Origin of the sequence: Vespertiliibacter pulmonis (assembly GCF_013377275.1) — a bacterium.
Classification (GTDB): Bacteria; Pseudomonadota; Gammaproteobacteria; order Enterobacterales; family Pasteurellaceae; genus Vespertiliibacter; species Vespertiliibacter pulmonis.
In genome coordinates this window covers 1,509,503-1,535,808 of record NZ_CP016615.1, presented here as the reverse complement: position 1 = coordinate 1,535,808, position 26,306 = coordinate 1,509,503, and the positions used below count along the sequence as shown (strand labels likewise).

The following is a 26,306-nucleotide window of genomic DNA, read 5'->3' as shown; positions in this document are numbered from 1 at the left end:
TCGGAGAACAAATTTATGACTGAACTCAGTAGACAACCTGTCGCAGACAGAGCGGAACACAACGCATTTTTCCCTTCTGAATACTCACTTTCACAATATACTCGCAAAGTAACTGACTTTGACGGGTTCAAATTTGAAAAACCATACACTGGTGGGAAATATAAAGTTTTAATGATCGCATCAGACGAGCGTTATGTTGAAATGCAAAATGGTAAACTTTTCTCAACAGGTAACCACCCAGTTGAAACATTATTGCCTATGTTACATATTCACCACGCTGGTTTTGAAATTGATGTTGTTACATTATCTGGTAACTCTGTTAAATTTGAAATGTGGGCAATGCCAACTGAAGATAAAGCAATTATGGATCTTTATCAAACTTATTTGCCAAAATTCTTAGCGCCTGCAAAATTAGCTGATATTTTAGAAGAAGCAACAAGTGAAAATTCACCCTATATTGCTGTATTAATTCCAGGTGGGCACGGTGCATTACACGCACTTCCATTTAGCAAAGATGTTAAAGATATATTCAAATGGGCATTAAATAAAGATAAACACATTGTTACTTTATGTCATGGTCCAGCTGCATTATTAGCGTCAAGCGAAGGTGAGAAAGCGGAAGACTATCCATTCAAAGGATATGAAATTTGTGTATTCCCTGATGCGTTAGATGAAGGTGCAAATATCGAAATCGGTTATATGCCAGGTAAATTACCTTGGTTACTCGGTGAGCGTTTATCAAATTTAGGCGTAAAAATTATGAACGAAGGTATTACCGGACAAGTTCATAAAGACCGTAAATTATTAACCGGTGATAGCCCATTAGCATCAAATAATTTAGGCATTTTAGCCGCAGATGAGTTATTAAAAGCTGTTGCATAATTTTACAAGCGGTAAGATTCACAATTATTTTGCTAAAGCAAAATAGCTATCAGATCTTACCGCTTTTTCTTATCTATAATTTACTCACTGCTATTTATCAAATCAATCAAACCATACTCCCCCTATAAACTTATACTTACTCTATGAAATAATTTCATTGCGTAACCAATCATCACTTAAGAGAATAAACAATGAAAATGCAACAAATTAATATGAAAGAAGCGGGTTCAGCTGATGTTTTATTTATTGAAGAAACCAATCTCCCCCAACCCAAAGGAGACGAACTATTAGTAAAAGTTGCGTATGCTGGTATTAACCGTCCCGATATTATGCAACGGCAAGGGTTATACCCAATGCCCAAAGGTGTTACACCAATTATGGGATTAGAGCTATCGGGTACCATAGTCGGAATAGGCGAAAATATTTCTCAATTTGCTATCGGTGATAAAATTTGTGCATTAACAGACGGCGGAGCTTATGCAGAATATTGTATTGTGCCAGCAACTCAAGCACTACCTATCCCAGATAACTACTCATTACTCGAAGCCGCGGCTCTTCCCGAAACTATTTTTACCGTATGGGCGAACTTATTTATGGATAACCAAGTAAAAGAAGGTGAAAGTTTACTCGTTCATGGCGGCACAAGTGGTATTGGTATCACAGCATTAGCTATCGCTAAAAGTTTAGGTATTAAAACATTCGCTACCGTAGGTGATGATAAAAAATGCCAAATAGTCGAACAATTAGGCGGTATTCCAATCAATTACAAAACCGAAGATTTTTCTCAAATTATACAGGCACAAGGCGGTGTTGATGCTATTTTAGATATTGTTGGAGCAAGCTATTTTGAACGCAATTTAGCAAGTCTGAAGCAGAATGGACGGCTATTTTTAATTGGTTTTATGAAAGGAACAACAGTAGAATCAGTTAATTTATTAGATATTGCCATTAAACGCATTCATATAACAGGCTCAACAATGCGTGGGCGTAGCAAAGCAGAAAAAGCAGAGATTACCCATTCACTCTATAATAACATCTGGGAAAAATTAGCCAATAATCAAATTCATAAACCAATAATTCATCAAGTATTTGATTTCCAAGATGTTAAAAATGCTCACATAGAAATGGATAAAGGCACTCATATCGGCAAAATCATGCTTGCTTTTGATAATAACTAAAGAGGTAAAAAGTGGTTATTCTTCCGGTTAATTTATTAAATGCTATTGCCTATTAAATCACGACCAGACGACAATAATTTCTGCTAAATATAGTTAGATAGAAAATATTATATATGTTTCTTAAGTCTCCATTATTGAATTTGAGCCTGCTCGTATTTCAATCGTGATTGATCGCAATACATTTATTCGTCAGCTAATTTAAAAACAATTACTTTCCGTTGATTCTCAGACCAAGCTTATCTTAAATCAGGGAGAAAGCCCCAAATTCACCCCACATAAATTGTATCTATTGAGTTATTTAATTAGCCAGACTTTGATATTACTGATGAACTGAGAACATTACATTATGTCGCAGGTGCTCAATTCTATACCATTGGCAAGGAAATTAATTTAAAAAATGCCTCAAATGCAGTTGGCTAAATTATTTCAATTCCTAAATATCAGGAAACACCTAGTAAATACTAGGTGTTTTGCTATATTTGATTTAGTTATGAACCATTAAAATAGATAGATGAATGCTCAATATCGTTTTAATTTAGATATCTAAAGGTGCCCATTCCTTTCCAACTACTGGTGGTAACCAAGCTAGCCCTTGCACACAATTTGTCCAAAGATTATCTGGAATACCATATTGATCCTTTTTATAAGGATCAAGTTCAGTAATTACTTCATTTTCTCTACCTGTTGCTAACAATGTTGCAATTTGTGGATTGAGCATCACCGCTTTTCCTAATGCGATAAATTCAGCCCAACCCGTTTGATATGCTTGAATAATTTGATCGGGACTCAATAGATTTCCAACCCCAATTAAAGGCAACTTTCCAGCAATTCGTTGATGAATAAGTTGTATACGAGCCATTGAAGTATCTGCACCACGGCGAGCTTTTTTATAAAAATCCCAAAGTGAAACGTGTAAATATTGCAATGGTTTTTCGATCAATGCATCAATCAATGCAAAAGCATCTAGCATAGTCAAACCATTTTCCCCTGCTTCCTCTGGAGAAAATCGATAGCCTACAATAAAATCTGGACGTTGATATTGTTCACGAATAGCCATAACCTTATCAATAATAGCTAAAGGGAATGCTAAACGTTTTTCTAAACTTCCACCCCATGCATCATTACGATGATTAGTTTGAGCCGAAAGAAATTGTTGAATCAGATAGCCATTTGCACCGTGAATTTCTACCCCATCAAAACCCGCACGAATAGCCATATCAACTGCTCGTCCAAAGGCATTAATCATCCCTAGAATTTCAGATTCAGTGAGTGCCCTTGCTCCCTTTTCTTCATTATCACTCGGCCCAACAATCTCTCTGCCATTTGATAATTTAACTAATGCTTTTTCACCCCCATGATAAATCTGTAAAATCGCCTTCGCGCCTTGAGACTTAATTGTATTTGCGGTCAATTTTAAACTTTCGAGATGGCTTTCATTACTTGCTTTAAATTGCCCAGTAAAAGCATCTCCTCCTTCTGCAACAAGAGCACATTCAGTAATAACCATCCCGATATTTTCAGCACGATTACTCAAAAAATATTGTTCTTGTTGACTCAGTGTCCCATCTAGATTAGAGGAAAAAAGCGTCATTGGAGCAACAACTAAACGATTTTTAATTTCAACGCTATTATTTAACATATAGGGTTGAAACAGTGCGGTAAATTTTTCATTCATTTTTATCTCCGTATATAAATATATTTGAAAATATTTAAATTCATATTGATCCCACTCAAAAGTATATAAAACACAGGGATTTTAAAATAAAAAAGGCACAGATCTAATGATAATCTGAGCCTTCTATTCTTAATGATTTGCTTTTGTAATATCAAAAATTAAAACGGAATATCATCATCAAAATTATCCATTACCGGCTCAGCCTGTGGTACAGGTTTTGCTTGGGGTTTTGATGCTGGTTTTGCATAGTTATTTGATTGAGAATAACTATCGTTATAGCTATCTTGATTATAATTATTCTGTGAACTTTGCTGATTAAAGTTATTTGCTCCGCTTTGCCCGCCATTATAACCGCCTTCACTATCATTGCGTCCACCTAACATCGTTAGGGAATCGGCTTGGATTTCAGTGGAATAGCGATCTTGACCATTTTGGTCCTGCCATTTACGTGTTTTTAATTTTCCTTCAACATAAACTTGCGAGCCTTTACGTAAATATTGCCCAGCAACTTCAGCATTACGTCGGAAAAGAACAATTCGATGCCATTCTGTTACCTCACGACGTTCACCTGTATTTTTATCATTCCACACTTCACTAGTTGCGACACTAATATTTGCCACAGCATCACCATTTGGCATTGTTCTCATTTCAGGATCATTACCTAAACGTCCAACGATAATTACTTTATTTACCCCTGCCATAAATCCCTCTTAATAAATGTACAAATTTTTAAGCTATTTTGCCTGAATTTCTAAAAAAAATCATCATTTAAAACTGACTTTTTGTACAGTCATTCAATTTATGCGATAATAATCGACAATTTAAGATAAATCTCTTTACTTTACTAAAGGATTATATGCAATTTATCGATATCCGTGGGGCGAGAACTCACAACCTAAAAAATATCAACCTAAAATTACCTCGTGATAAATTTATTGTTATCACAGGATTATCAGGCTCAGGGAAATCATCTCTTGCATTTGATACCCTTTATGCAGAAGGACAACGCCGTTATGTTGAATCACTTTCTGCTTACGCACGCCAATTTTTATCGTTAATGGAAAAGCCTGATGTTGACCATATTGAAGGGCTTTCGCCTGCGATTTCTATTGAGCAAAAATCAACCTCTCACAATCCTCGCTCAACAGTTGGAACAGTAACCGAAATTCACGATTACTTACGCCTCTTATTCGCTCGTGTCGGTGAGCCTCGTTGCCCCGATCACGATATTCCCTTAACTGCACAAACGATTTCACAAATGGTGGATCGGGTATTAGAAGAGCCTGAAAATAAACGATTAATGTTGCTTGCTCCAGTGGTTAAAGAGCGTAAAGGTGAGCATATCAAATTATTAGAAAATCTTACCGCTAATGGTTATATTCGTGCCAGAATAGATGGTGAAATTTGTGACCTTTCTGATCCTCCTAAATTAGAGCTACAGAAAAAACATACCATTGAAGTTGTTATCGACCGTTTTAAAGTTCGTCCTGATATTGCCACTCGACTCGCAGAATCGTTTGAAACTACTCTCGATCTCTCAGGTTCAACGGCAATTATTGCTGATATGGATAACCCTAATGCAGAAGAATTAGTGTTCTCTGCTAATTTTGCCTGTCCACATTGTGGTTACTCTCTCACGGAATTAGAGCCTCGTCTATTTTCATTTAATAATCCTGCTGGAGCTTGCCCTACCTGCGATGGTTTAGGTGTTCAGCAATTTTTTGATGAAAATAAAGTTATCCAAAACCATGAAGTTTCTCTAGCAAGCGGTGCAATCAAAGGCTGGGATCGCCGAAGTTTCTACTATTTTGGCTTACTGAACGCCGTTGCCAAACACTATGACTTTGATATTGAAACACCGTTTAATCAATTACCAAGAAAAATTCAACAAATCATTTTAAATGGTTCAAAAGATGAAATTGAATTTATCTATGTTAATGATCGAGGTGATAGCGTTAAACGAGTTCACGCCTTTGAAGGCATATTGAATAATATGGCTCGCCGTTACAAAGAAACTGAATCGAACTCCGTGCGGGAAGAGCTTGCAAAATATATCAACAACCGAGCTTGTACAGACTGTCATGGTTCTCGCTTACGCCGTGAAGCACGCTATGTCTTTTTAGGACAAACTAACCTGCCCGAAATTGCGGAAAAAAGCATCGGTGAAGCACTACAATTTTTTGCAGAACTCAAACTCATCGGACAAAAAGCTAAAATTGCTGAGAAAATCCTAAAAGAAATTCAAGAACGCTTGCAATTCTTAGTCAATGTTGGGCTAAATTATCTTTCTCTTTCCCGATCAGCGGAAACCCTATCAGGCGGAGAAGCTCAACGTATTAGACTTGCAAGCCAAATTGGAGCAGGATTAGTAGGTGTAATGTATGTACTTGATGAACCGTCTATTGGGCTACATCAACGAGATAACGAACGCTTACTCGATACACTTATTCACTTGCGAAATTTAGGTAATACCGTGATTGTTGTTGAGCATGATGAAGATGCCATTATGGCGGCAGATCATATTGTTGATATTGGACCTGGCGCGGGTGTACACGGAGGCAATGTAATCGCTCAAGGTACTGCCGAACAAATTATGCAGCACGAAACCTCTATTACTGGAAAATTTCTTTCAGGGAGAGAAAAAATTGAAATTCCTGCTAAACGTACTCCTTACAATAAAGAGAAAGTTTTAGTTTTAAAAGGTGCAACAGGCAATAACCTAAAAAATGTTGATCTTGAAATTCCTGTCGGTTTATTTACTTGTATCACTGGTGTTTCTGGTTCAGGGAAATCTACCTTAATTAACGATACTCTTTTCCCTATTGCACAAAATGCGTTAAATCGTGCAGAAAATAATGATATTTCTCCTTATAAAAGCATTGATGGCTTAGCACATTTTGATAAAGTAATTGATATCAACCAAAGCCCTATTGGGCGTACTCCCCGTTCAAATCCCGCAACCTATACAGGACTATTTACTCCTATCCGAGAACTTTTTGCAGGTACGCAAGAAGCTCGAGCAAGGGGTTATAACGTTGGGCGATTCAGCTTCAATGTACGAGGAGGACGCTGCGAAGCCTGCCAAGGTGATGGCGTAATTAAAGTAGAAATGCACTTTTTGCCCGATGTTTATGTCCCTTGTGATCACTGTAAAGGCAAACGCTATAATCGTGAAACATTGGAAGTTCGCTACAAAGGAAAAACTATCCACCAAGTTCTAGAAATGACAGTGGAAGAAGCTCGAGAATTTTTTGAAGCCGTGCCAATGCTTGCCCGCAAATTACAAACATTGATGGACGTAGGATTATCTTATATTCGTTTAGGGCAATCGTCCACAACTCTCTCTGGGGGCGAAGCCCAACGAGTAAAATTAGCGACCGAACTTTCTAAGCGAGATACAGGTAAAACGCTCTATATTTTAGATGAACCCACAACAGGATTGCATTTCGCTGATATTAAACAACTTCTTACCGTTCTCCATCGCCTACGTGATCAAGGTAATACAATTGTCGTTATTGAACATAATTTAGATGTGATAAAAACCGCTGATTGGATTGTCGATCTTGGCCCTGAAGGCGGTGCAGGTGGTGGGCAAATTATTGCTTGCGGCACACCAGAACAAGTCGCAAAAGATAAACATTCACATACAGCTAGGTTTTTAAAAAGTATTCTAGCTAAAAAATAATTAAACAAGCGGTGAAATTTGCAAAAAATTTGCTTATCTTACCGTTTGTGCTATCTAAATAAGGTAATCAATGGACTATCAATTTACTCACACAATGCACGGCGTTATGGCTAAATGCTCTATGGATCACGAAGCCTTTGCCCATTGGCTCAATACTGAAATAGTGCAAAATTTTATAGAACTACAAGATATTCTTACTGAAATCACTAAATGTAAACTTGCGCCCAATTATGAAACTATTTTTGAAGGACGTGAATATACCCTTTATCTCAATGCAGAAGAAGTGATGGTAAAAGCGAATAACTTAGCAATGGATATTGAAGATTTTGAACAAATGGAAGAAGGCTTTAATTTCTATAATGAGGAAAGTATTGCTTTTTGTGGATTAGAAGATTTTGAGGTATTTTTACAAGCCTACGATCGGTTTACTAAAACATTTCATTAATTCGATAAAAGGTCGCACTATAATGGCCTTTTATTTTTATTACATTTCAAATCTATTAATGTTTATTTAAACAAACTTACCTTATAGTAATTCTAAAAAATGTAAAAAACAACTTAACAAATGGTAAGTATGTGATAAAAGCAAATAATTCTATAACCGATCACCTATTTGTAATTCCCATTTTTTATACAACGATAAATAGCGAAGGCACTAGATAGGTTTACAGCATTATGTAAATCTTCTTGTCAATTTCTTGAATTAGATCGCATTTTTATTTATTTCATTTTGTTAGAATTACTCACCCTATATATTCTTGTGAGGTGGTATGAGTGAAATTGCATTAACAGTAAGCCTATTATCATTAGTTGCTGTTTTAGGGCTATGGATTGGTCATATAAAAATTCGGAATGTTAGCTTAGGGATCGGTGGAGTATTATTTGGTGGCATTCTCGTTTCACATTTTATGTCCTCATTTGGTATCCAGCTCAACGAGCATACTCTCCATTTTATTCAGGAATTTGGACTGATTTTATTTGTATATACGATAGGAATTCAAGTTGGCCCTGGTTTCTTCTCATCATTACGTCAATCTGGTTTAAAATTAAATGCCTTTGCCCTCCTTGCTGTCGGATTAAGCGGTCTGCTCGTTGTGCTTTTACATAAATTATTTGATGTTCCATTACCAATTATTCTTGGAATTTTCTCAGGAGCAGTAACAAATACACCATCTCTAGGTGCGGGGCAACAGATTTTAAATGAATTAGGCAGCGATACTGCAATAATGGGAATGGGTTATGCCATCGCTTATCCATTTGGCATTATTGGTATTCTATTGTCTATGTGGCTGATTCGAATTTTATTCTCAGTAAATGTTGATACGGAAGCCAAACAATTTGAGAAAACCCAACATAATCAAAAAACAGGACTTAGTACACTTAATGTACGAGTTACTAACCCTAATCTAAATGGATTACTTCTAAAAGAATTGCCAGATTTTGAGCTACACGATGTCATCTATTCTCGTTTAAAACGTAATAACGAACTCTTTGTACCTAAAATTGATACCCAAATTCAACTCGGTGATATACTGCACCTTGTTGGAGAAAAATCTGCATTACATAAAATGCAACTTATCATTGGCGAAATAACCGCCACTTCAATTACTACACAAGATACAACTTATCGTAGTGAACGGGCTATCGTTACTAACGAGAAAGTCTTTGGCAAAAAAATTCGCCAACTTATGCTAAAAGGCAAATATGATGTAGTTATCTCTCGCTTAAATCGTGCGGGCGTAGAGCTTATTCCCACTGGGGAAATGGCATTACAATTCGGTGATGTGTTAAATCTAGTCGGTCGCCAAGAAGATATTAAAAAAGTGATGACAATCATCGGTAATGCTCACCAAAAATTACAACAAGTACAGATGCTACCAATTTTCATTGGAATTGGTTTAGGTGTATTACTTGGCTCTATCCCAATTTATATTCCTGGTTTCCCCGTTGCACTTAAAATCGGGCTAGCCGGCGGTCCATTAGTTGTCGCCCTTATCTTAGCTCGCCTTGGCAGTATTGGTAAACTATATTGGTTTATGCCACCGAGTGCAAACCTCGCCTTACGGGAAATTGGTATCGTATTATTTCTTGCAGTAGTAGGCTGGAAAGCTGGTGGGAATTTTTTTCAAATTTTATTTAGTAATGACGGTCTATCCTGGATTGGCTATGGAATAATCATTACACTTATCCCACTACTTGTGACTGGTATATTAGCTCGAATATATGGCAAACTAAATTATCTGACTCTTTGTGGCTTACTCGCAGGCTCAATGACTGATCCCCCTGCTCTTGCTTTTGCTAATGCAATTAAAGAAGATAATGGTGCCGCTTCACTTGCGTATGCTACTGTCTATCCACTCGTGATGTTCTGTCGCATTATTTTGCCCCAACTGTTGGCTATTTTGCTCTGGGTGTAGGCTAGCTAGAATAAAAGGGCTGCTTCAATAATATGTTGAACACAGCCCTTAATATATTTTCTAGCTTTATAAACGATATAAGATCAATATCTTACTTATTTCTATTTCCAATCAACACTATTTAAGCCAACCAATCATTGTCGTAATTACCCCTAAATTGATGAAATCAACAAAGAATGCACCAACAAGCGGTACAATCAAGAATGCTTTATGCGATGGCCCAAATGATTCTGTAACAGATTGCATATTAGCAACAGCAGTTGGTGTTGCACCTAAGCCAAAACCACAATGTCCTGCTGAAAGCACTGCCGCATCATAATTCTTTCCCATAAAACGATAAGTAATAAAATAAGTATATAAAATCATCACAATCGTTTGTATAAATAAAATAATAAAAAGCGAACCAGCTAGACCTGATAATTGCCATAGTTTTATACTCATCAATGCAATAGCTAAAAATAGGCTCAATGATGCATTACCAAATACATCAATAGCACGATCAAACATATCAAATTTGAATACTAAGGTAAGAATATTGCGTAATATGACTCCACAACCTAACGCCCATACAAACTGAGGTAATCCAGTATTAGGAAAAATATGCACCATTACTGATGAAAACGCTAAACAAGCAGCAAATAATGCGGTTGTTTCTACGACTGAATTTGCTGTAATTAAGCGCACATTATCCATATCTTCAAAAGTATCATCGCTATACTTCTCTGAAGAATCAATTTTAGCTTGATGCTTAATTGGCGACATTTTCATTTTATTGACTAAACGACGAGCCACTGGCCCACCAATTAAACCTCCTGCAATTAAGCCGAAAGTTGCTGATGCCATTGCAATTTCAACTGCCGCTGAAATTCCATATTTTTGAACAAACAAATTTCCCCAGGTTGCTCCTGTACCGTGTCCACCCGTTAATGTAATCGACCCTGTTAATAATCCAATTAATGGATCAAGTCCTAACAAGGCTGCTAATGAAATACCCACTATATCTTGTATAATAATAAAAATGCCAACCACAGCCAAAAATATAATTAACGGCTTTCCCCCCTGCTTTAAACGTGAAAAATCTGCGGATAAGCCAATAGAAGAAAAGAAAACTAACATAAAGGTAGTTTGTAGAGAACTTTCAAATTGGAAAGTAATATTAAAAAATTTATAACAACAGAAAATAATCAGTGCAGCAAATAACCCGCCAGCTACAGCTTCAGGAATATTAAAATCTTGTAGAAATTTAATTCGATTTACAAATAATTTGCCAATTAATAAGACCAATGTTGCTACAATGAGTGTGTAATAACCATTAAGAATAATAGATTCCAAAAATATTCTCCTTCCTATAAATAAAAAAGGGCTAATACTAGAGAAAATCATAACAGCTGTCAAAAAATTGACACACATAGCCTAATATAACAGCTATTTTTATACTTTTACCTTCACATAACTAAAGGAAAAAATTATTATTTCCAACCCATCTTAATATTTCACATTAATTTGTCGCAATAATTACCGCTCGTTTTGGTCTAGGATAGCCTTCAATCGTTTTCGATTGATCATTAGGATCTAAAAAATCTACTAATGACTCATTTTCTAACCAATCTGTTTTACGCTGTTCTTCCAACGTTGTTACCTCTTCATCAACACAACGTACATTGCTAAATCCTACTTTTTCTAACCAATTTATCAATGCCATTACAGATGGAATAAAATAGATATTTTTCATTTTGGCATAACGCTCGACCGGCACTAAGACTTCATTCACTCCCCCGTCAATAACCAATGTTTCAAGTACAAGCTCTCCACCTTTAACCAGTTGATTTTTCAGTTGCGAAAGATGATCAAGTGGTGATTTTCGATGATATAGCACCCCCATTGAAAATACCGTATCAAAAGCGTGTAACGGTTGCATTTGCTCAATACCAAGCGGAATTAAATTAGCTCGGCGATCGTTATTTAATAGTTTACGCACGGCTTCAAATTGGCATAAAAAAAGCTCCGTAGGGTCAATACCAACCACCATTCTTGCCCCCTCCCCTACCATTCGCCACATATGGTAACCGCTGCCACAGCCAACATCTAACACAATACGATCTTTTAATGGTGATAAATGAGGCAATACTCTATCCCATTTAAAATCCGAGCGCCACTCGGTATCAATATGTACGCCATACAAATGATAGGGGCCTTTACGCCACGGCATTAACTGTTTTAAATGGTAAACTAATCGTTGCATTTCCCCAGAAGATAATGGCTCAGATAAACGAGATTCGACTCGCTGAGTTAAATCAATTTCTGCTGGATAATTAGGTAGAAAATCCACTATTTTAGCCCATTTAGGGTAATCAGCGTGGGTTTGCTTTTGCCACTGTTTTAATTGTAGGGGTAACGTTTCAAGCCAATCAGATAATGGCGTTGTAGCAATTTGTTGAAAAAAAGGACGAAAATCAATCATATCTTTAACTCATTGAATTATGACAAGCGGTGAGATTGTAAAGGGATTTTGCAAAATCAGCAAAACATACTAGATTTATTCTATAAAATTTTATATTGTAAAAGCGATTTACAACAATAATATAAAAGGAAACCCCATGCAAACTTACAACATTGCCATATTAAGTGGAGACGGAATTGGTCCTGAAATTATGGCTCAAGCCTTAAAAGTGCTTGATAAAATTCAACAAAAATTTGAAGTTAAACTTAACTATCACCACTATGATATCGGTGGTATTGCTATTGATAATCACGGTAAAGCTCTACCAGATAGCACACTTAAAGGCTGTGAAAATGCCGATGCTATTTTATTTGGCTCAGTAGGTGGGCCTAAATGGGAAAATTTACCTGCGAATGAACAACCTGAACGAGGAGCATTATTACCACTTCGTAAACATTTTTCACTATTTTGTAATCTTCGACCAGCAACTTTGTATAAAGGATTAGAACAATTCTGCCCATTGCGAGCTGATATTGCAGAAAAAGGATTTGATATTGTAACCGTACGGGAATTAACTGGTGGAATTTACTTCGGACAACCTAAAGGGCGTGAAGGTGAAGGGGCGATGGAAAAAGCTTTTGACACTGAAATCTACTATCGCTATGAAATTGAACGGATAGCCAAAGTTGCCTTTGAAACTGCAATGAAACGTAATAAACACGTTACTTCTGTGGACAAAGCGAATGTGCTAACCAGTTCGGTATTATGGCGTGAAACAGTTAATCAAATTGCAAAACAATATCCCGAAGTTACCCTTGATCATATCTATATTGATAACGCGACAATGCAGCTTATCAAACAACCTAGCTTTTTTGATGTATTACTATGTTCAAACATTTTTGGCGATATTATTTCTGATGAATGTGCAATGATTACAGGCTCAATGGGTATGCTACCTTCTGCAAGCCTAAATGAAAAAGGCTTTGGATTATATGAGCCAGCAGGCGGTTCTGCACCCGATATTGCAGGTAAAAATATCGCCAATCCTATTGCGCAAATTCTTTCTGCTGCACTGCTATTACGTTATAGTTTTGGCTTAGAAGAACCAGCTAAAGCCATTGAACTTGCTGTGCAAAAAGTATTAGCCGATGGCTATCGCACCGCTGATTTAGTTTCTCAAACTGCCCCCATTTCTACAAATGAAATGGGCGATTTAATTGCAAATTATATCTAACTCCTAAATAAAAAGCGGTTAAATTTTTTAAAATCTAACCGCTTGCTATCTATTTTATTAGTTCATTTAGTCTTTTTTCTCTGTCGGCGTTTCAGATCCAGCAGTCATTTTATCTGCAATATGGGCTGTTTTTAAACGTTCTATCTCTTCATCTCTTAATACACGTCTAAGAATTTTACCTACATTACTTTTTGGTAATTCATCACGAAATTCAATATCTCGGGGAATTTTATAACCAGTAAGATATTGACGACAGTGGCTACGCAACTCATCACGAGTTAAGCTCTCATCTTTTTTAGTTACATAAATTTTAATGCCTTCGCCCGAGGCCTCACTTGGAATACCAACAGCAACAACCTCATTCACTTTCGGGTGTAATGCTACTACGTCTTCAATCTCATTTGGATAAACATTAAACCCCGATACAATAATCATATCTTTTTTGCGATCGACAATGCGTAAATTTAAATCTTTACCAAATTCAACAATGTCACCCGTTGCCATCCAACCATCTTTTAACACTTCTGCGGTTTCATCAGGACGTTTCCAATAGCCTTGCATAACTTGTGGCCCTTTAACCCATAATTCACCACGTTCTCCTAGGGGTAAATCATTCCCATCTTCATCAACAACACGAATATCTGTATTCGGCATAGGAATACCAATAGATCCTGAATATTCAGTAGTATCATTACGAGTTGCTGATATTAATGGTGAACATTCCGTCATCCCATACCCTTCAATAATATGGCAACCTGTTACATTCTGCCAACGTTCAGCAACAGCTCGTTGAACCGCTGCTCCTCCTCCCACCGTCAATTTTAATGTTGAGAAATCGACATCTTTAAATAGTGGATTATTCAATAACGCATTAAATAGCGTATTTACCCCTGTAATCGCTAACACTTTATATTTTTTTAATTCTTTTATAAAGCCCGTAATATCACGAGGATTTGTAATCAATAAACCTGTAATACCTAATTCAACAAACAATAAGCAATTTACCGTTAAAGCAAAAACGTGGTATAAAGGCAAAGCAATCACAGCTATTTGATCGCCATTACCTTTCACAAGCGGATAAGCAACCCATTTAGCTTGAAGAACGTTAGCAACTACATTACGATGCGTAAGCATTGCACCTTTAGCAACTCCCGTTGTGCCACCTGTATATTGTAAAAAAGCGAGATCATCAGAATGTACTTGAGGCTTAACATATTGCCGTTGTTTACCAATACTCAACGCCTCTCTAAAGCTTACGGCATGAGGTAGCTTATATTTCGGCACTAATTTTTTGACATATTTCACCACAAAATTTACTAACGTTCGCTTACCAAAAGAGAGCTGATCTCCCATTCTAGTTAAAATAACGTGTTTAATTTGAGTATCGAAAACGACTTTTTCGAGTGTGGCTGCAAAATTAGAGACCACTATAATGGCTTTTGCCCCACTATCATTTAATTGATGTTCTAATTCCCTAGGTGTGTAGAGCGGATTAACATTAACAACCACCAGCCCAGCACGCAAAGCACCAAACAAAGCGATAGGATATTGCAGTATATTTGGCATCATTAATGCAAGACGCTCACCTTTTTCTAAGCGTAATTCATTTTGCAAATAAGCGGCAAAAGCACGACTACGTTCTTCTAATTTACGATAGGTTAGGATTTTCCCCATATTAATATAAGCAGGAATATCTGGATGACGTTGCACTGAACGTTCAAACATTTCTATCAAAGATTCATACTGATCTGGATTTATCTCACGGGTTGCACCATCTGGATAATTATCAAACCAAATCTTTTCCATTCTATTCTCCTTAAATCTTACGCACAAACTGCGGAACAATATCGCTTTTTATATTGCGTGAGAGTATTTTTTTTATTGTGAAAAATGTTATTGCTGTAGTAACTAATATTAGCAATGCCACTAATAATTCATTGTGAATCCATTGAGAAAAAAGCAAACTCGATGCTAAAATTACCATAAGTGGTAAACCATAAAGCCAAAATAGGCTAAAAAACAAGCTTTTTTCAGCCAATCCCAATTCAATTTGATCACCTGGGCGTAATATTTCGTTTACTTTAACCTCAAACCGAGGTGCAAACTTTTCTCCCGCTAACGCAGAAAGAGCTTTTGTACCACAACTTGTTTCTCCTGCACAGCCACCACAACCACTTTTTGCATAACATTGTACTATTGCAACACCATTTTGGTAATGTAATACTGTTGCTCGCTCAATCATCATTGTTTGCCCCCTTCTACAAGCGGTTGTTTTACTTCATTATTTTGTGATAAACGAATTTCTTGCACAATATGACGAGCCGATACTAAGGGAATTTCCCCCACAATCACTAAATCTCTATCGCCAACTGTCTGACTATAAATACTTAATTTTCCCTGCCGCCAAAATTGCTCATTAAAAATTAACCCTTTATTTTCAACGTTATATACAGTAAAAGTGAAAAGCCCATCGCTATATAGCTGGCTTTCTACAGGCTCATTAAAAGTAATATCAGACAAACGCTGTTGCCCTGCTGACACTACTTTAAAACCACTAGGTAACCAGTTAGGCTGCCACGTTAAATTATGGCTTTGTGGCTGTATTTTAGGCTGAATTAAAGTCGGTAAAATTAATGATTCAATCGGCTCAATAATATATAAAAGCTGTTCATTAACACTACTTTGAATAACTTTAAATTGTTCTAACACATTGCGATCTCTATCTAACAGATCGCTTCTTAATAATAAATGAGTTTCTTCGTCAATCCACAGAACATATTGATAACGAAACTCGTCTCGTGGCACAATACGTATTATTCTCGCTAATTTATCTGCCACACGAGTTCGCCCCGCATCAACAAAATAATACCCTTTGAGTTGATTAAAATCCGCATAAATTACACTAGGCAGATCATCAATAATTTTATTATTTGGTAAACTAAATGGCTGAAATTCGCCAAAATAGCTCACCATATTATTACGTAAAATAATCTCCTCACGAGTATTGTCTAATCGTAATAGCTGTGCATATTCTTTTCCTTGATAATTAGCATGTCGAAAACGCAATGATTGCACATTTTCTCCCTGCTGAACAATGTAAAGCTGCTCATAATTCAACTGGCGATGAGCATTTGTCATCGCATTCAGATAAGCTTGGGGCGACATAGGCTTATCTTCCGCCCATGCCATCTGACACATCAAAGAAAATAAACTCAATAAAATCGTCAGTAATGAAATCTTTTTCATAATTCTGCCAGAAAAATTAAGAGGTTTGGATTGTAACAAAAAACTATCTTAATTGCATAAAAAAGCCCGAATATTCGGGCCTTTGTAAAGAGAAACGATTATTTACCGTCCCAAGCTCGCAATGCGTCCGTACGGTTTTTCGCTTTTTGTTCGGCCGTACGTTTATAATCATAATTAAATAATGCAGCTTCCCAATCACCATAATTTGGATTTGGTAACATAATAAATGTTTTACCAAATTGCTGACGATTTTTTTCTACGAATGTACGGCGATCTGCATTTGGTTTTTTATAAGTTTCATCACCAAAATCGTTTAAATTATCACCAATATAGAGAACAATTTCATAGCCTAATTTTTCAATTTCAGCAAAACGTGGAGTTTTATTTGATTTGTCTTTTTTCAGATAAAGGGTTTGTTCATTAGCACCGTTAAAACCAAGTGTTTTCATATCATCTAATGTAGCAACTTTTTCACTGCTATCTTTACGATTAGATACATAGAACATCGTGCCTTTATGGCTATTTACATAGTTATTAAACTCAACGGCGCCAGGGATTGCACGAGTTTGGCGAGCATTGACCCAACGAGTCCAATCTGCACCGTCAAATCCTTTATTATTTTTGATTTGCCACGCTGCATAACCACTGTTATCCATCATCGTTTCATCAAGATCAACCACAACAGCTTTTTTCTTCCCTTTAGCTACTTTAGCATTATCAAACGCTACTTTGGCTGAATTAAAAGCTTGATAAGCAAGAGCTTGGTATTCACCAGACTCTTGCATCCAGTTTATACCCAGCATTGCGTGCTGTTGTAATTTTTCTTCACCATTTGATGTTTGCTGAGTTGCACAACCAGTTAAAGCAATAGTTGCCGCCACAGCAATGGCAGATAGTTTTAACGTCATTGATTTCATTTTGTTCTCCTCAGTTATCGTAAAGAAATGTCAATGCTTGGTCATTATAACGGAAAATAAATAGCCAGACGATAGCCAAATGCAACTTTTCCGTTGTTTATTTGTTATTCGCAAAATTTTGCACTAATTCGACCGCTTGCATTACCACCAACACGCATTGCAGAAACGGCTTAAGCCAAAGCCATAATCACGATTATAATCGTAACGCATTTGGCGAATTTCTTCTTGAGCTTTATAATTTTGCCAAGCTAATTTATAACAAGCTTGGAACATTGGGCTATTTACTTTTTCTACATATTGACGTTCAAATAGCGCTTGTTCTTTTTCGCTGCGAGATAACGGTGGATTAAACTGCTGATTCATTAATTCAGCCGTATTTGGATCACATTGTTTTGCTAATGATACTTGCAAAGCTTGCTCTGCTTTTACTCGTTTCGCTTCTCGTTCCATTTTTTGTTGTGGTGTAATTGCACAAGCAGTTAAATTCACAATAATTATGCTCAGTAATAAATGATGATATTTCATTAGTTTCTCCCGTATTTCTATTCAGATTCGTCCATAACAGATACAATAATTTTGTGCCATAATGTTTTGACAATCTCTCGCTCTGCAACAAATTCATCATCACTTACAATAAGTTCCTGATTTAATAAATTTAATTGATGAATTTTAGTGCGTAATTGTATGTAACACTGCTTTAAAAGCTCCCCATCGTCTTTACAAAGTAGGCAAGATTCCATTGCACTATCAAAAATACGAACATTATCTGACCACACCGCCATTTCAAGTTGTTGATGAGCATTATTTAATACCAAAAATTGAGCAATGAATTCAATATCGGTAATACCACCACAATCTTGTTTTAAATGGAAAGCACCTTTTTTTGTTTGACTTAAATGCTGGTACATCTTCTTACGCATTTGACAAATTTCATTTGCTAACTGACCGCTTGATCGTGGAGTTGTAAGCACTTCTCTGCGGATTTGTTCAAACTTTTCACATAATAAAGGCGTACCGTAAACCGCTCTTGCTCTGACTAACGCTTGCGACTCCCATGTCCACGCTTCATTATGTTGATACTGTTCATAGGCATTAAATGTACTGACTAATAAACCAGCTTCTCCAGAAGGGCGTAATCTCATATCTATCTCATATAATACCCCAGCGCTGGTATTCACATTGAAAATACTATTAATTTTCTGAGCTAATTTGAGATAGAACTGATGGCTTGAAATAGATTTTTTCCCGCCAAGTGTTACACTATTTTCGGGTGCATTGTGTAGAAAAACTAGATCAAGATCGGAATTATAGCCCAACTCAATTCCGCCAAGTTTACCATAACCAATGACCACAAAATCTTGTTCCCCCCACTCTAAGTGTTCTGGTGAACCAAAACGGTTAGAAAGCTGTTTCCAAGCGATATTGACCACTTCACCAATTACCGCTTCTGCAAGGGCAGTAAGATGATCGCTAATTTTCATTATTGGTAAGCTACCTAAAATATCGACTGCAGAAATTCTGAGTAATTGACTCTGCTTAAATTGGCGTAATGCATCTAATAACGCCTCTTCATCATTTTCTGGTACTCTCAATAAATATTCACGTAATACTGTTGAATATTGATCAAGCGCTGTAATCTCCGTTAAAGATTGGCTAAGTAATAATTCATCAAGCAGCATTGGATAACGTGCAATCTGCTCTGCAATCATTATGGATTGGCTACACAAGGTAAATAATTTAGGCAAAATCTGCTCTTTTTCAAACAGCAATTCTAAATAAGTCGTACGCGTGATAATTTTATCCATAATGTTTAAAATACGGGGTAAAAGCAGTAGATAATCTTGATGCTTAAAGAGTCTATCCACAATTATTGGCAGCAATTTCTGCAATACTGCTCGACCACGCACGCCAATTGGACGTTGTAACCACCCTTGAAATGTTGCTGAAAAATGGTTAAAAATGGTAGGAATATCCTGATTATCTATTGAATAATCAGCTAAGCACTTATTAAGCTCCACCAGAGATATTTGATGGTGTAAAATATCCGACCACATTGCTAATTGGATAGGCTGTTCATTCTCTTTATATTCAGTTTCATCGCCACCAATCAGTGCATTGAAAATACGGCTCACATTTTGACGATGTTTTTCAAAAAGGCTGGTAAATTGGCTCCATCGCTGACAGCCAAATGCAATACAAATACGCAAGCGGTCATTTTCATTCTCAATATTCGGTAACGTTTGGGTCTGCTGATCATCAATCGCTTGTAAAATATTTTCCGTATGGCGTAAAAATAGATAGGCATTACGTAATTGGCTAACGTCCGTTTGTGTCAATAAATTAAGTGAAACTAGCTGAGGTAGCACAGCTAATAGACTTCGTTGTTGTAGAATTTTATCTCGCCCACCTCGCATTAGCTGAAAGGCTTGTACAATAAATTCAATTTCTCGAATGCCTCCAGCCCCCAATTTAATATTATCTTCTAACCTTTGACGGCGAACTTCTCGGCTAATTTTTTGCTTCATTTCTCGCAAGGATTGAATAGCACTAAAATCTAAATATCGCCGATAAATGAAAGGACGTAATAATGATTTCAAATAGCGATGATTTGGATTTTGTTCATCTTCCCCTAGAATTTTCGCTTTGATCATCGCATAGCGTTCCCAATCTCTCCCCTGCTCTTGGTAATAATCTTCCATAGCAGAAAAACTTAAGACTAACGCACCGCTTTCACCAAAGGGACGTAACCTCATATCAATGCGATAAACCTGTCCATCAAGGGTAATTTCATCTAATACTCGGATCAAACGCTGTCCTAAACGAGTGAAAAACTTACTGTTTTCAATCGTTTTTCTTCCCCCTTGGGTTTCGCCTGCATCTGGATAGGTAAAAATCAGATCAATATCAGACGAAAAGTTAAGCTCCCGCCCCCCTAATTTTCCCATACCTAAAATAAGTAATTCTTGCACCTCACCTGACGAATTTACGGGCGTACCATATTCCCGACATAATTGGTGAAAAAGCCAATCTCGAGCCGTTAAAACAAGGGCTTCGGCTAAATCAGACAATCGTTCAAAAATCTGCTTAGGGGTCGCTAATCTATTTGATTGTAAAAAGCTCAATATCACCATTTCTGTATGGCGAAATTGCCGTAGCGTTTGCTGTAGTTGAACCTCTGTTTCAATCGGTAAATTTTTGTGATAAATCACCGCTTGTAACCGCTCTAAATAGAACTGACAATCCTCAATGTTAGGTAACTGAATAAGCCATTTTTGCAACAATTCAGGCTGTTTATATAACTGCTTTGCAACAAAATCCGACAAGGCTATTGCATTAACAAGTGGTGAAATACAACTATTTTTTGCAAACTCGGTGGGAATAGAATGAAAAGCAATCAGCTCATTCAATGTTTGTTTGGCGTGAGAAAGAAGAGATTGGCACATAATCAGGCCCTGAAAAATCACCACTACGGTCAACAACAATTAGCATAGACCGTAGTGACTTACATAAACTATGTTGCAAAATATTAAGTAATCTAACCGCTTAAAAGACTTTTTTAAACGGTTTAACAATCACCTCACCATAAACACCTGCTTCTACATAAGGATCTTCCGATGCCCACTGTTTTGCTTCTTCCAAAGAATTAAACTGAGCAATAACCGTTGAACCAGAAAAACCTGCTTGCCCCGGGTTTTCATCATCTACGGCAGGATTAGGCCCTGCGGTTAATAAACGTCCTTCGTTTTGTAATTGCGTCAAACGAGCTAAATGTTTTTCCCGCACGGAAAGACGCGTTTCAAGTGTATTGGCTATATCTTGCGCAAAAATTACATAATACATCAGTTACTCCTTTTTGAGTTAATCAATATTTTCAAGTTCTGATAGCACTTCAGCTAATTCAGGATTATTTTCACGAGGAATAGCCCGTGGTCTCCCATTTTTATCTATTGCCACAAAAGTGAATAGGGCTTCGGTGACACAATGACGCTCTTTTCCACCCTCAGCAACTTTTTTAATCCACACTTCAACTTTAACTTGTAATGATGTTCGCCCAACTTTAACAACTTTTCCATAACAGCATACAACATCACCCACAGAAACAGGCTGTAAAAAACTCATACTATCTACTGACACTGTAACGACTCGTCCGTGAGCGAGTTCTTTGGCTAAAATTGCACCACCCATATCCATTTGCGACATAATCCAACCACCAAAAATATCGCCATTTGCATTCGTATCTGAAGGCATTGCTAGGGTGCGTAAAATCAATGAACCTTTCGGATTACGGATTTGTTTATTTATCATTTGTACCCGCTTGCTGTTTCAAATGTGGATAGAGATAAATACCTGTTGCTACAACAGCAACTAAGCTCATTCCCGTTAATCCAAAAACTTTAAATGTTGTCCAAATATCGTCGGAGAAAAACTGGCTAATAACAATGTTAATTGCCATACATAATAAGAAAAAGACTGACCAACCAAGGTTTAATCTCTGCCAGATTATTTCGGGTAGCTGTAACTCTTTTCCCAGTAATATTTTAATCAATGGCTTATGAAAAATATACTGGCTAACTAATAACGCTCCTGCAAATAACGCATTGATTAGAGTAACCTTCCATTTTAGGAAATCTAAGTCATTAAAATACGCCGTTAATAAACCAAAGAAAACGACTGAACTACCGACAATCCATTGCGATTTTTCGATTTTTTTATATATTACTCGTAATAAAATCAACTGAACAAGGGTAGCTACAACTAAAACTAACGCACCTTGTTGCACACCATACATTTTATAAACAACAAAAAATAAAATGAGTGGAATAAATTCAAGTAATTGTTTCATTTAATCTCCTAAACTTGGGATAGGCTTCGTAAAGCCTGATAAAAACGAAAGCCAAATATAATTAAATATAAATTTATTGCACTCGTTAATAATGGCAAAATAATTGCAGTTAGCATTTCTGGCAAAATTTTTGATAATAAAATATTGATACCACCAGGAAATAGATAACTTAGCAGACAAAATAACATTAACCATCTCATTTTTCCACGCCCTAATTGCCATATAAATCGAAGGCTTTCACTTATATTCTTTTGCGGTTGTTCAATGATATAAACGAAAACAACTAAACAAAGACGGATAAAGATAAACATTGATCCAACAAATAATGGAAGAATAAGAAAGCTACCTGTACCAGATAATGCCCCTGCGACCCCTATTGACACTGGTAATATCATAATAATATTCAGCCAAAGCGCAGGAAAAAAATATTTAACCGTTTGCCCTAAATTAGTAAAAAAATGCGAATAATGCCCCGCAATAATCGTATTTATATTTAAAATCAATAAAACATTTATAAATATGGTAGCGATCGCCGCAATAATTGTTGGTAAAAACTGAGCAATAACAACTTGTTCCACAACGTCTTGGCTTACTAAATCTTGCGAAGGCTCGGGTACTTGATAAGCAAAAAACGTCATACTCCCCTGTAATAACAATAAGAGTAAAAAACCAAATAGGCTAAATTGCGTATGGTTACGCATAAAATTCCAACTATCTTGTAATAATTGTGGAAATCGAATTGGCATTAATAATCCTTTCAATCAAGAAAATAAAACAGCACAAAGTATAGCAAGTGTTATACTATTTCGCTATTGTAGATTTCTATCGCTTCGTTAGAATATTCACTCTCTTTATTTCAAAAAAATTATTATGTTTACAACATTTAAAGCAGGACAAATTTATCTTAATACGCTACCTAATCAGAAAAAATTAAACTTATTTTTGCCCGACTATCGTATCATTCAGCTTATTAAGCTAGCATCAAAAATAATGCCTGCTTTTGCTTGTTTTGCTCTTCTTTGGCAATATTCTTTTGCAGACTCAGAACAGGTAATTACTGCCAATGCAACATTAACCGCACTATTTGCATTAAGTATTCCTTTTCAAGGTTTATACTGGCTAGGGCGTCGGGCAAGCTCGCCGTTACCTCTTTCATTATTAGAATGGCATGAACATTTACGCCAACAATTACGTAATAAACAATATAAAATGGCAGAACAAGCGGCGCCTTCCTATCAAGATTTTGCAACGCTGTTAAAACTTGCGGAGAAAACACTAGGGCAACGTTATTTTGATGAATTATAACGCTAAAATATTCTTAATAAAAAAGCCTTCAATATATTATTAAAGGCCTTTTTAATTATTTACTGCGATCAATTAATTGATATTGAACGTTTCTGTATAAGGAATTATGCCTTTTTTCAACATTCTTGATACACCGCTATTATAGCTATTACCAAAGCGAAGCTCAAAATTAACCCCAAAACGGTTATCGTAATAAAAATCTTTTATGCTATCAGGCTTACCTGTTGGCGTGGCTACTAAACGGCGTGCTGTATAAAACGAAGCACTCCAACAACAGGTGTTATAAGTTAAACCTAATTGGGATTCTACGCCTTTTTTCAACGCAAGATCACGATAATGAGATGTCATAACAGATACATTATCTGTAACTTCCCAACCTAACACTGCGCCTACTTGTTTAATATCCTGTCCATAACGATTGGAGCTTAAATTTTGGTCAATGTAATTTCGACTTGCATAACGGTAATTAAGCTGTACAACTTTATTCTCACTAGGTTTGAACTGTAAAGATGTATTTGCCAATGCAGTTTTATTCAAACGAGTGTCATATTGATAAGCACCGTGCCAGTTCCATTTAGGGTGAAATTTCCAATTCGACTCTAAAGACCACGAGGATGAACGCCCTGCTTTACTATTTTGTGATTCATCAATTTTAGATGGGTTGAAATAATAAATTTGTCCTGCACTAAAATTGAATACTTCTTCTCCAGTGCTATCTTTAAAGAAGCGAGTTGTTCCGCCAAACGTCATTTGGTTTGCTGATGCAATTCGGTCTAAACCGCTATAACGTCGATCACTAAATAAAGAAAAATAGTCTTGTTGTAGTAATGCAGAATCGTAGCCAAGCCCTAAACTATTTTGGCGTTTTGAGCCAATGTCTCCTTGGTTTTTATAAGGTCGATATACATATTGCACTCGTGGTTCTAGCACCTGAGAAAAACCATTAAACAAATTATTAGTTGCTTGTAGCGTTGTTTTTAAATCAATTTTAACTTGTGGCAATACTCGGTTTACACTACGAGCAACCTGTTCTGAACCTTCTGCTTTTCCCGATTTCTGCCAATAATGGGTTGCATAGAGCTTCGTTTCAAATGCTAAACTACCATACCGATTTGCCAGAGGGAAATTAATGGCTGGCTCGGCATGTAAACGCCACGCTGTTGGCATTTCCTTACTATCATTTTCAAAATGGGAAAGCTGGGTGAATAATGAAAAATCGCCCTTTTCCACAATATCATTTTTATAGTAATGAAAATCAATTTGTGGGAACACACGGTAAGGCTTACTACCTGATTCATCAAAAGTTTGAAAACGTTTTGCAGAAACCGATAAATTATAGTGTGGCTGATAATATCCTAATTTAAAATTCTGAGTTGCATAACCATCGGTACTATTACCAAACGCTGAATCAAAATCACTGAAATAACGGCGATCACTTACTTTGGTATAATCTGCTGAAAATCGCCAATTATTTGCAAAATTGATTTTATGCTGCCAAAAAAATAAATGACGGCGTTTATTTTTTTCTGCCCACTGCGCTAGACGATCCTTTTGCATATATTCTGCAGCTACTCTTCCTTCTCCAAGCATCGTTAAATAACGAAATTCTGGCGAAAGCTGCCAGCCACGGCGAGTATAATAAGTCGGCGTAATTGTTGCATCTAAATTAGGGGCAATATTCCAATAAATAGGTTGCGAATAGAAATAACCATCACGGCTAGAGTGTCCTGCATTTGGAATAAGTAACCCACTACGACGACGATCACCAATAGGAAATTGTAAATAAGGAGAATAAAAAATCGGCACACCTAGCACCTTAAAGCGGGCATGCCATAACTCAGCATACTCTTCTTTAACGTGTTGAACCATTTCTTTCGCTTCAATCAACCAAGATTTATCTCCTGATAAACAGGAAGTAAAACTGGCATTTTTCAATACACGTTGATCACTACGAACCGACACATTTTCTGCCACTCCTCGCCCTTGCCGTCCTACAAATTGATAATCAGCATTTCCTAAATCTGCATCTTTATTTAATAAATTAAACGACGCATCTCGTCCAGTCGCATTGATAAGATTGTCCCGATAATCAAAAGCGCCACGTAAATAAGCATTACGAGCTTTATCCCCATCTTGCTCAATACGAACTTCATCTGCAACTACCGAACGGTTACCCTGCCGAACGCTTACATTCCCCGTATACGTTGCATCTTTCGGTTGGTTAATTAATACACTGTCTGATTCAATATAAACGGGCAGTTGAGTTTGGTCACCCTGAACAAGTTCGTCTTGAAATTGTGGAACGCCGAGCAGACATTGAGATTTTAAGTCTGCCATTGCATTGTTACTATAACAAGCAACAAAAATGGCAAAGGAAAGTAAGCTATACTGAGGTTGTTTCATACGCTGTCCTATTTCTACCTTGGGGATGCAAGCGGTAGGATTTTAAGATAAGTTTGCTATTTATATTGTGTTTATCATACC

The 26,306-nt window shown here is 36.7% G+C and carries 22 protein-coding genes; 7 read left to right on the top strand and 15 right to left on the bottom strand.

Annotation, left to right across the window (positions count from 1 at the left end; all coding sequences use genetic code 11):
- Nucleotides 1-15 precede the first annotated feature (15 nt).
- Both hchA and A6B43_RS07470 read left to right on the top strand, forming a co-directional pair.
- Nucleotides 16-882: a glyoxalase III HchA gene (hchA, locus tag A6B43_RS07475; RefSeq protein ID WP_124210357.1), complete on the top strand. Its 867-nt coding sequence runs from the start codon at nt 16-18 to the stop codon at nt 880-882.
- A 191-nt stretch (nt 883-1,073) separates the two neighbouring features.
- On the top strand, nt 1,074-2,060 hold the full coding sequence (locus A6B43_RS07470; RefSeq protein ID WP_124210356.1) for an NAD(P)H-quinone oxidoreductase: 987 nt from the start codon (nt 1,074-1,076) through the stop codon (nt 2,058-2,060).
- Between the two features lie 535 nt (nt 2,061-2,595).
- Here A6B43_RS07470 and A6B43_RS07465 read toward each other — a convergent pair.
- Together A6B43_RS07465 and ssb are read right to left on the bottom strand one after the other, a co-directional pair.
- The gene (locus A6B43_RS07465) at nt 2,596-3,735 is read right to left on the bottom strand and encodes an NADH-dependent flavin oxidoreductase (protein ID WP_124210355.1); all 1,140 of its coding nucleotides are present in this window, start codon (nt 3,733-3,735) and stop codon (nt 2,596-2,598) included.
- 158 nt (nt 3,736-3,893) lie between these two features.
- Nucleotides 3,894-4,436: a single-stranded DNA-binding protein gene (ssb, locus tag A6B43_RS07460; RefSeq protein ID WP_124210354.1), complete on the bottom strand. Its 543-nt coding sequence runs from the start codon at nt 4,434-4,436 to the stop codon at nt 3,894-3,896.
- A gap of 155 nt (nt 4,437-4,591) precedes the next feature.
- Here ssb and uvrA point away from each other — a divergent pair, with 155 nt between their 5' ends.
- The 3 genes from uvrA (at nt 4,592) to A6B43_RS07445 (ending at nt 9,837) form a co-directional block, all read left to right on the top strand.
- Nucleotides 4,592-7,420, top strand: coding sequence for an excinuclease ABC subunit UvrA (uvrA, locus tag A6B43_RS07455; RefSeq protein WP_124210353.1), 2,829 nt, complete (start codon nt 4,592-4,594; stop codon nt 7,418-7,420).
- Nucleotides 7,421-7,490: 70 nt separating this feature from the next.
- Nucleotides 7,491-7,865: a YacL family protein gene (locus A6B43_RS07450; RefSeq protein ID WP_124210352.1), complete on the top strand. Its 375-nt coding sequence runs from the start codon at nt 7,491-7,493 to the stop codon at nt 7,863-7,865.
- Between the two features lie 325 nt (nt 7,866-8,190).
- Complete coding sequence (locus A6B43_RS07445; protein WP_124210351.1) at nt 8,191-9,837, top strand: putative transporter; 1,647 nt, start codon at nt 8,191-8,193, stop codon at nt 9,835-9,837.
- A gap of 117 nt (nt 9,838-9,954) precedes the next feature.
- Here A6B43_RS07445 and gltS read toward each other — a convergent pair whose 3' ends face one another.
- Together gltS and cmoB are read right to left on the bottom strand one after the other, a co-directional pair.
- A complete protein-coding gene (gene gltS / locus A6B43_RS07440; RefSeq protein WP_124210350.1) occupies nt 9,955-11,169 on the bottom strand; it encodes a sodium/glutamate symporter in 1,215 nt (404 codons plus the stop codon).
- A 166-nt stretch (nt 11,170-11,335) separates the two neighbouring features.
- Nucleotides 11,336-12,298, bottom strand: a complete 963-nt coding sequence (gene cmoB / locus A6B43_RS07435; protein WP_124210349.1) for a tRNA 5-methoxyuridine(34)/uridine 5-oxyacetic acid(34) synthase CmoB — start codon at nt 12,296-12,298, stop codon at nt 11,336-11,338.
- Between the two features lie 136 nt (nt 12,299-12,434).
- Here cmoB and leuB point away from each other — a divergent pair, with 136 nt between their 5' ends.
- Nucleotides 12,435-13,511 (top strand): 3-isopropylmalate dehydrogenase, encoded by a 1,077-nt coding sequence (leuB, locus tag A6B43_RS07430; protein ID WP_124210348.1) that lies wholly within the window; start codon nt 12,435-12,437, stop codon nt 13,509-13,511.
- A 66-nt stretch (nt 13,512-13,577) separates the two neighbouring features.
- On the opposite strand, the gene fadD is transcribed toward leuB, so the two are convergent.
- From fadD to A6B43_RS07380, 10 genes are all read right to left on the bottom strand, one after another.
- Complete coding sequence (gene fadD, locus A6B43_RS07425) at nt 13,578-15,317, bottom strand: long-chain-fatty-acid--CoA ligase FadD (RefSeq protein WP_124210347.1); 1,740 nt, start codon at nt 15,315-15,317, stop codon at nt 13,578-13,580.
- A gap of 10 nt (nt 15,318-15,327) precedes the next feature.
- The gene (locus A6B43_RS07420; RefSeq protein ID WP_124210346.1) at nt 15,328-15,756 is read right to left on the bottom strand and encodes a SoxR reducing system RseC family protein; all 429 of its coding nucleotides are present in this window, start codon (nt 15,754-15,756) and stop codon (nt 15,328-15,330) included.
- Nucleotides 15,753-16,757, bottom strand: coding sequence for a MucB/RseB C-terminal domain-containing protein (locus A6B43_RS07415; RefSeq protein ID WP_124210345.1), 1,005 nt, complete (start codon nt 16,755-16,757; stop codon nt 15,753-15,755). The genes A6B43_RS07420 and A6B43_RS07415 overlap by 4 nt, the downstream gene beginning before the upstream one ends.
- A gap of 98 nt (nt 16,758-16,855) precedes the next feature.
- Nucleotides 16,856-17,674 carry a 5'-nucleotidase, lipoprotein e(P4) family gene (locus A6B43_RS07410; protein ID WP_124210344.1) on the bottom strand — a complete coding sequence of 273 codons (819 nt, stop codon included), beginning with the start codon at nt 17,672-17,674 and terminating at the stop codon, nt 16,856-16,858.
- A 141-nt stretch (nt 17,675-17,815) separates the two neighbouring features.
- The gene (locus tag A6B43_RS07405; protein WP_124210343.1) at nt 17,816-18,199 is read right to left on the bottom strand and encodes a hypothetical protein; all 384 of its coding nucleotides are present in this window, start codon (nt 18,197-18,199) and stop codon (nt 17,816-17,818) included.
- 17 nt (nt 18,200-18,216) lie between these two features.
- Nucleotides 18,217-21,117, bottom strand: a complete 2,901-nt coding sequence (gene glnE, locus A6B43_RS07400) for a bifunctional [glutamate--ammonia ligase]-adenylyl-L-tyrosine phosphorylase/[glutamate--ammonia-ligase] adenylyltransferase (protein ID WP_124210342.1) — start codon at nt 21,115-21,117, stop codon at nt 18,217-18,219.
- Nucleotides 21,118-21,217: 100 nt separating this feature from the next.
- Nucleotides 21,218-21,514 (bottom strand): YciI family protein, encoded by a 297-nt coding sequence (locus A6B43_RS07395; protein ID WP_124210341.1) that lies wholly within the window; start codon nt 21,512-21,514, stop codon nt 21,218-21,220.
- An 18-nt stretch (nt 21,515-21,532) separates the two neighbouring features.
- On the bottom strand, nt 21,533-21,979 hold the full coding sequence (gene yciA, locus A6B43_RS07390) for an acyl-CoA thioester hydrolase YciA (RefSeq protein ID WP_124210340.1): 447 nt from the start codon (nt 21,977-21,979) through the stop codon (nt 21,533-21,535).
- The gene (locus tag A6B43_RS07385; RefSeq protein WP_124210339.1) at nt 21,969-22,517 is read right to left on the bottom strand and encodes a septation protein A; all 549 of its coding nucleotides are present in this window, start codon (nt 22,515-22,517) and stop codon (nt 21,969-21,971) included. The genes yciA and A6B43_RS07385 overlap by 11 nt, the downstream gene beginning before the upstream one ends.
- A gap of 8 nt (nt 22,518-22,525) precedes the next feature.
- Nucleotides 22,526-23,263 (bottom strand): hypothetical protein, encoded by a 738-nt coding sequence (locus A6B43_RS07380; RefSeq protein WP_124210338.1) that lies wholly within the window; start codon nt 23,261-23,263, stop codon nt 22,526-22,528.
- Nucleotides 23,264-23,387: 124 nt separating this feature from the next.
- On the opposite strand from A6B43_RS07380, the gene yfbV reads away from it, so the two are divergent.
- On the top strand, nt 23,388-23,822 hold the full coding sequence (yfbV, locus tag A6B43_RS07375) for a terminus macrodomain insulation protein YfbV (RefSeq protein WP_124210337.1): 435 nt from the start codon (nt 23,388-23,390) through the stop codon (nt 23,820-23,822).
- 72 nt (nt 23,823-23,894) lie between these two features.
- Here the strand turns inward: yfbV and lptD are convergent, their stop codons facing one another.
- Nucleotides 23,895-26,225 (bottom strand): LPS assembly protein LptD, encoded by a 2,331-nt coding sequence (gene lptD / locus A6B43_RS07370; protein WP_124210336.1) that lies wholly within the window; start codon nt 26,223-26,225, stop codon nt 23,895-23,897.
- Nucleotides 26,226-26,306 lie beyond the last annotated feature (81 nt).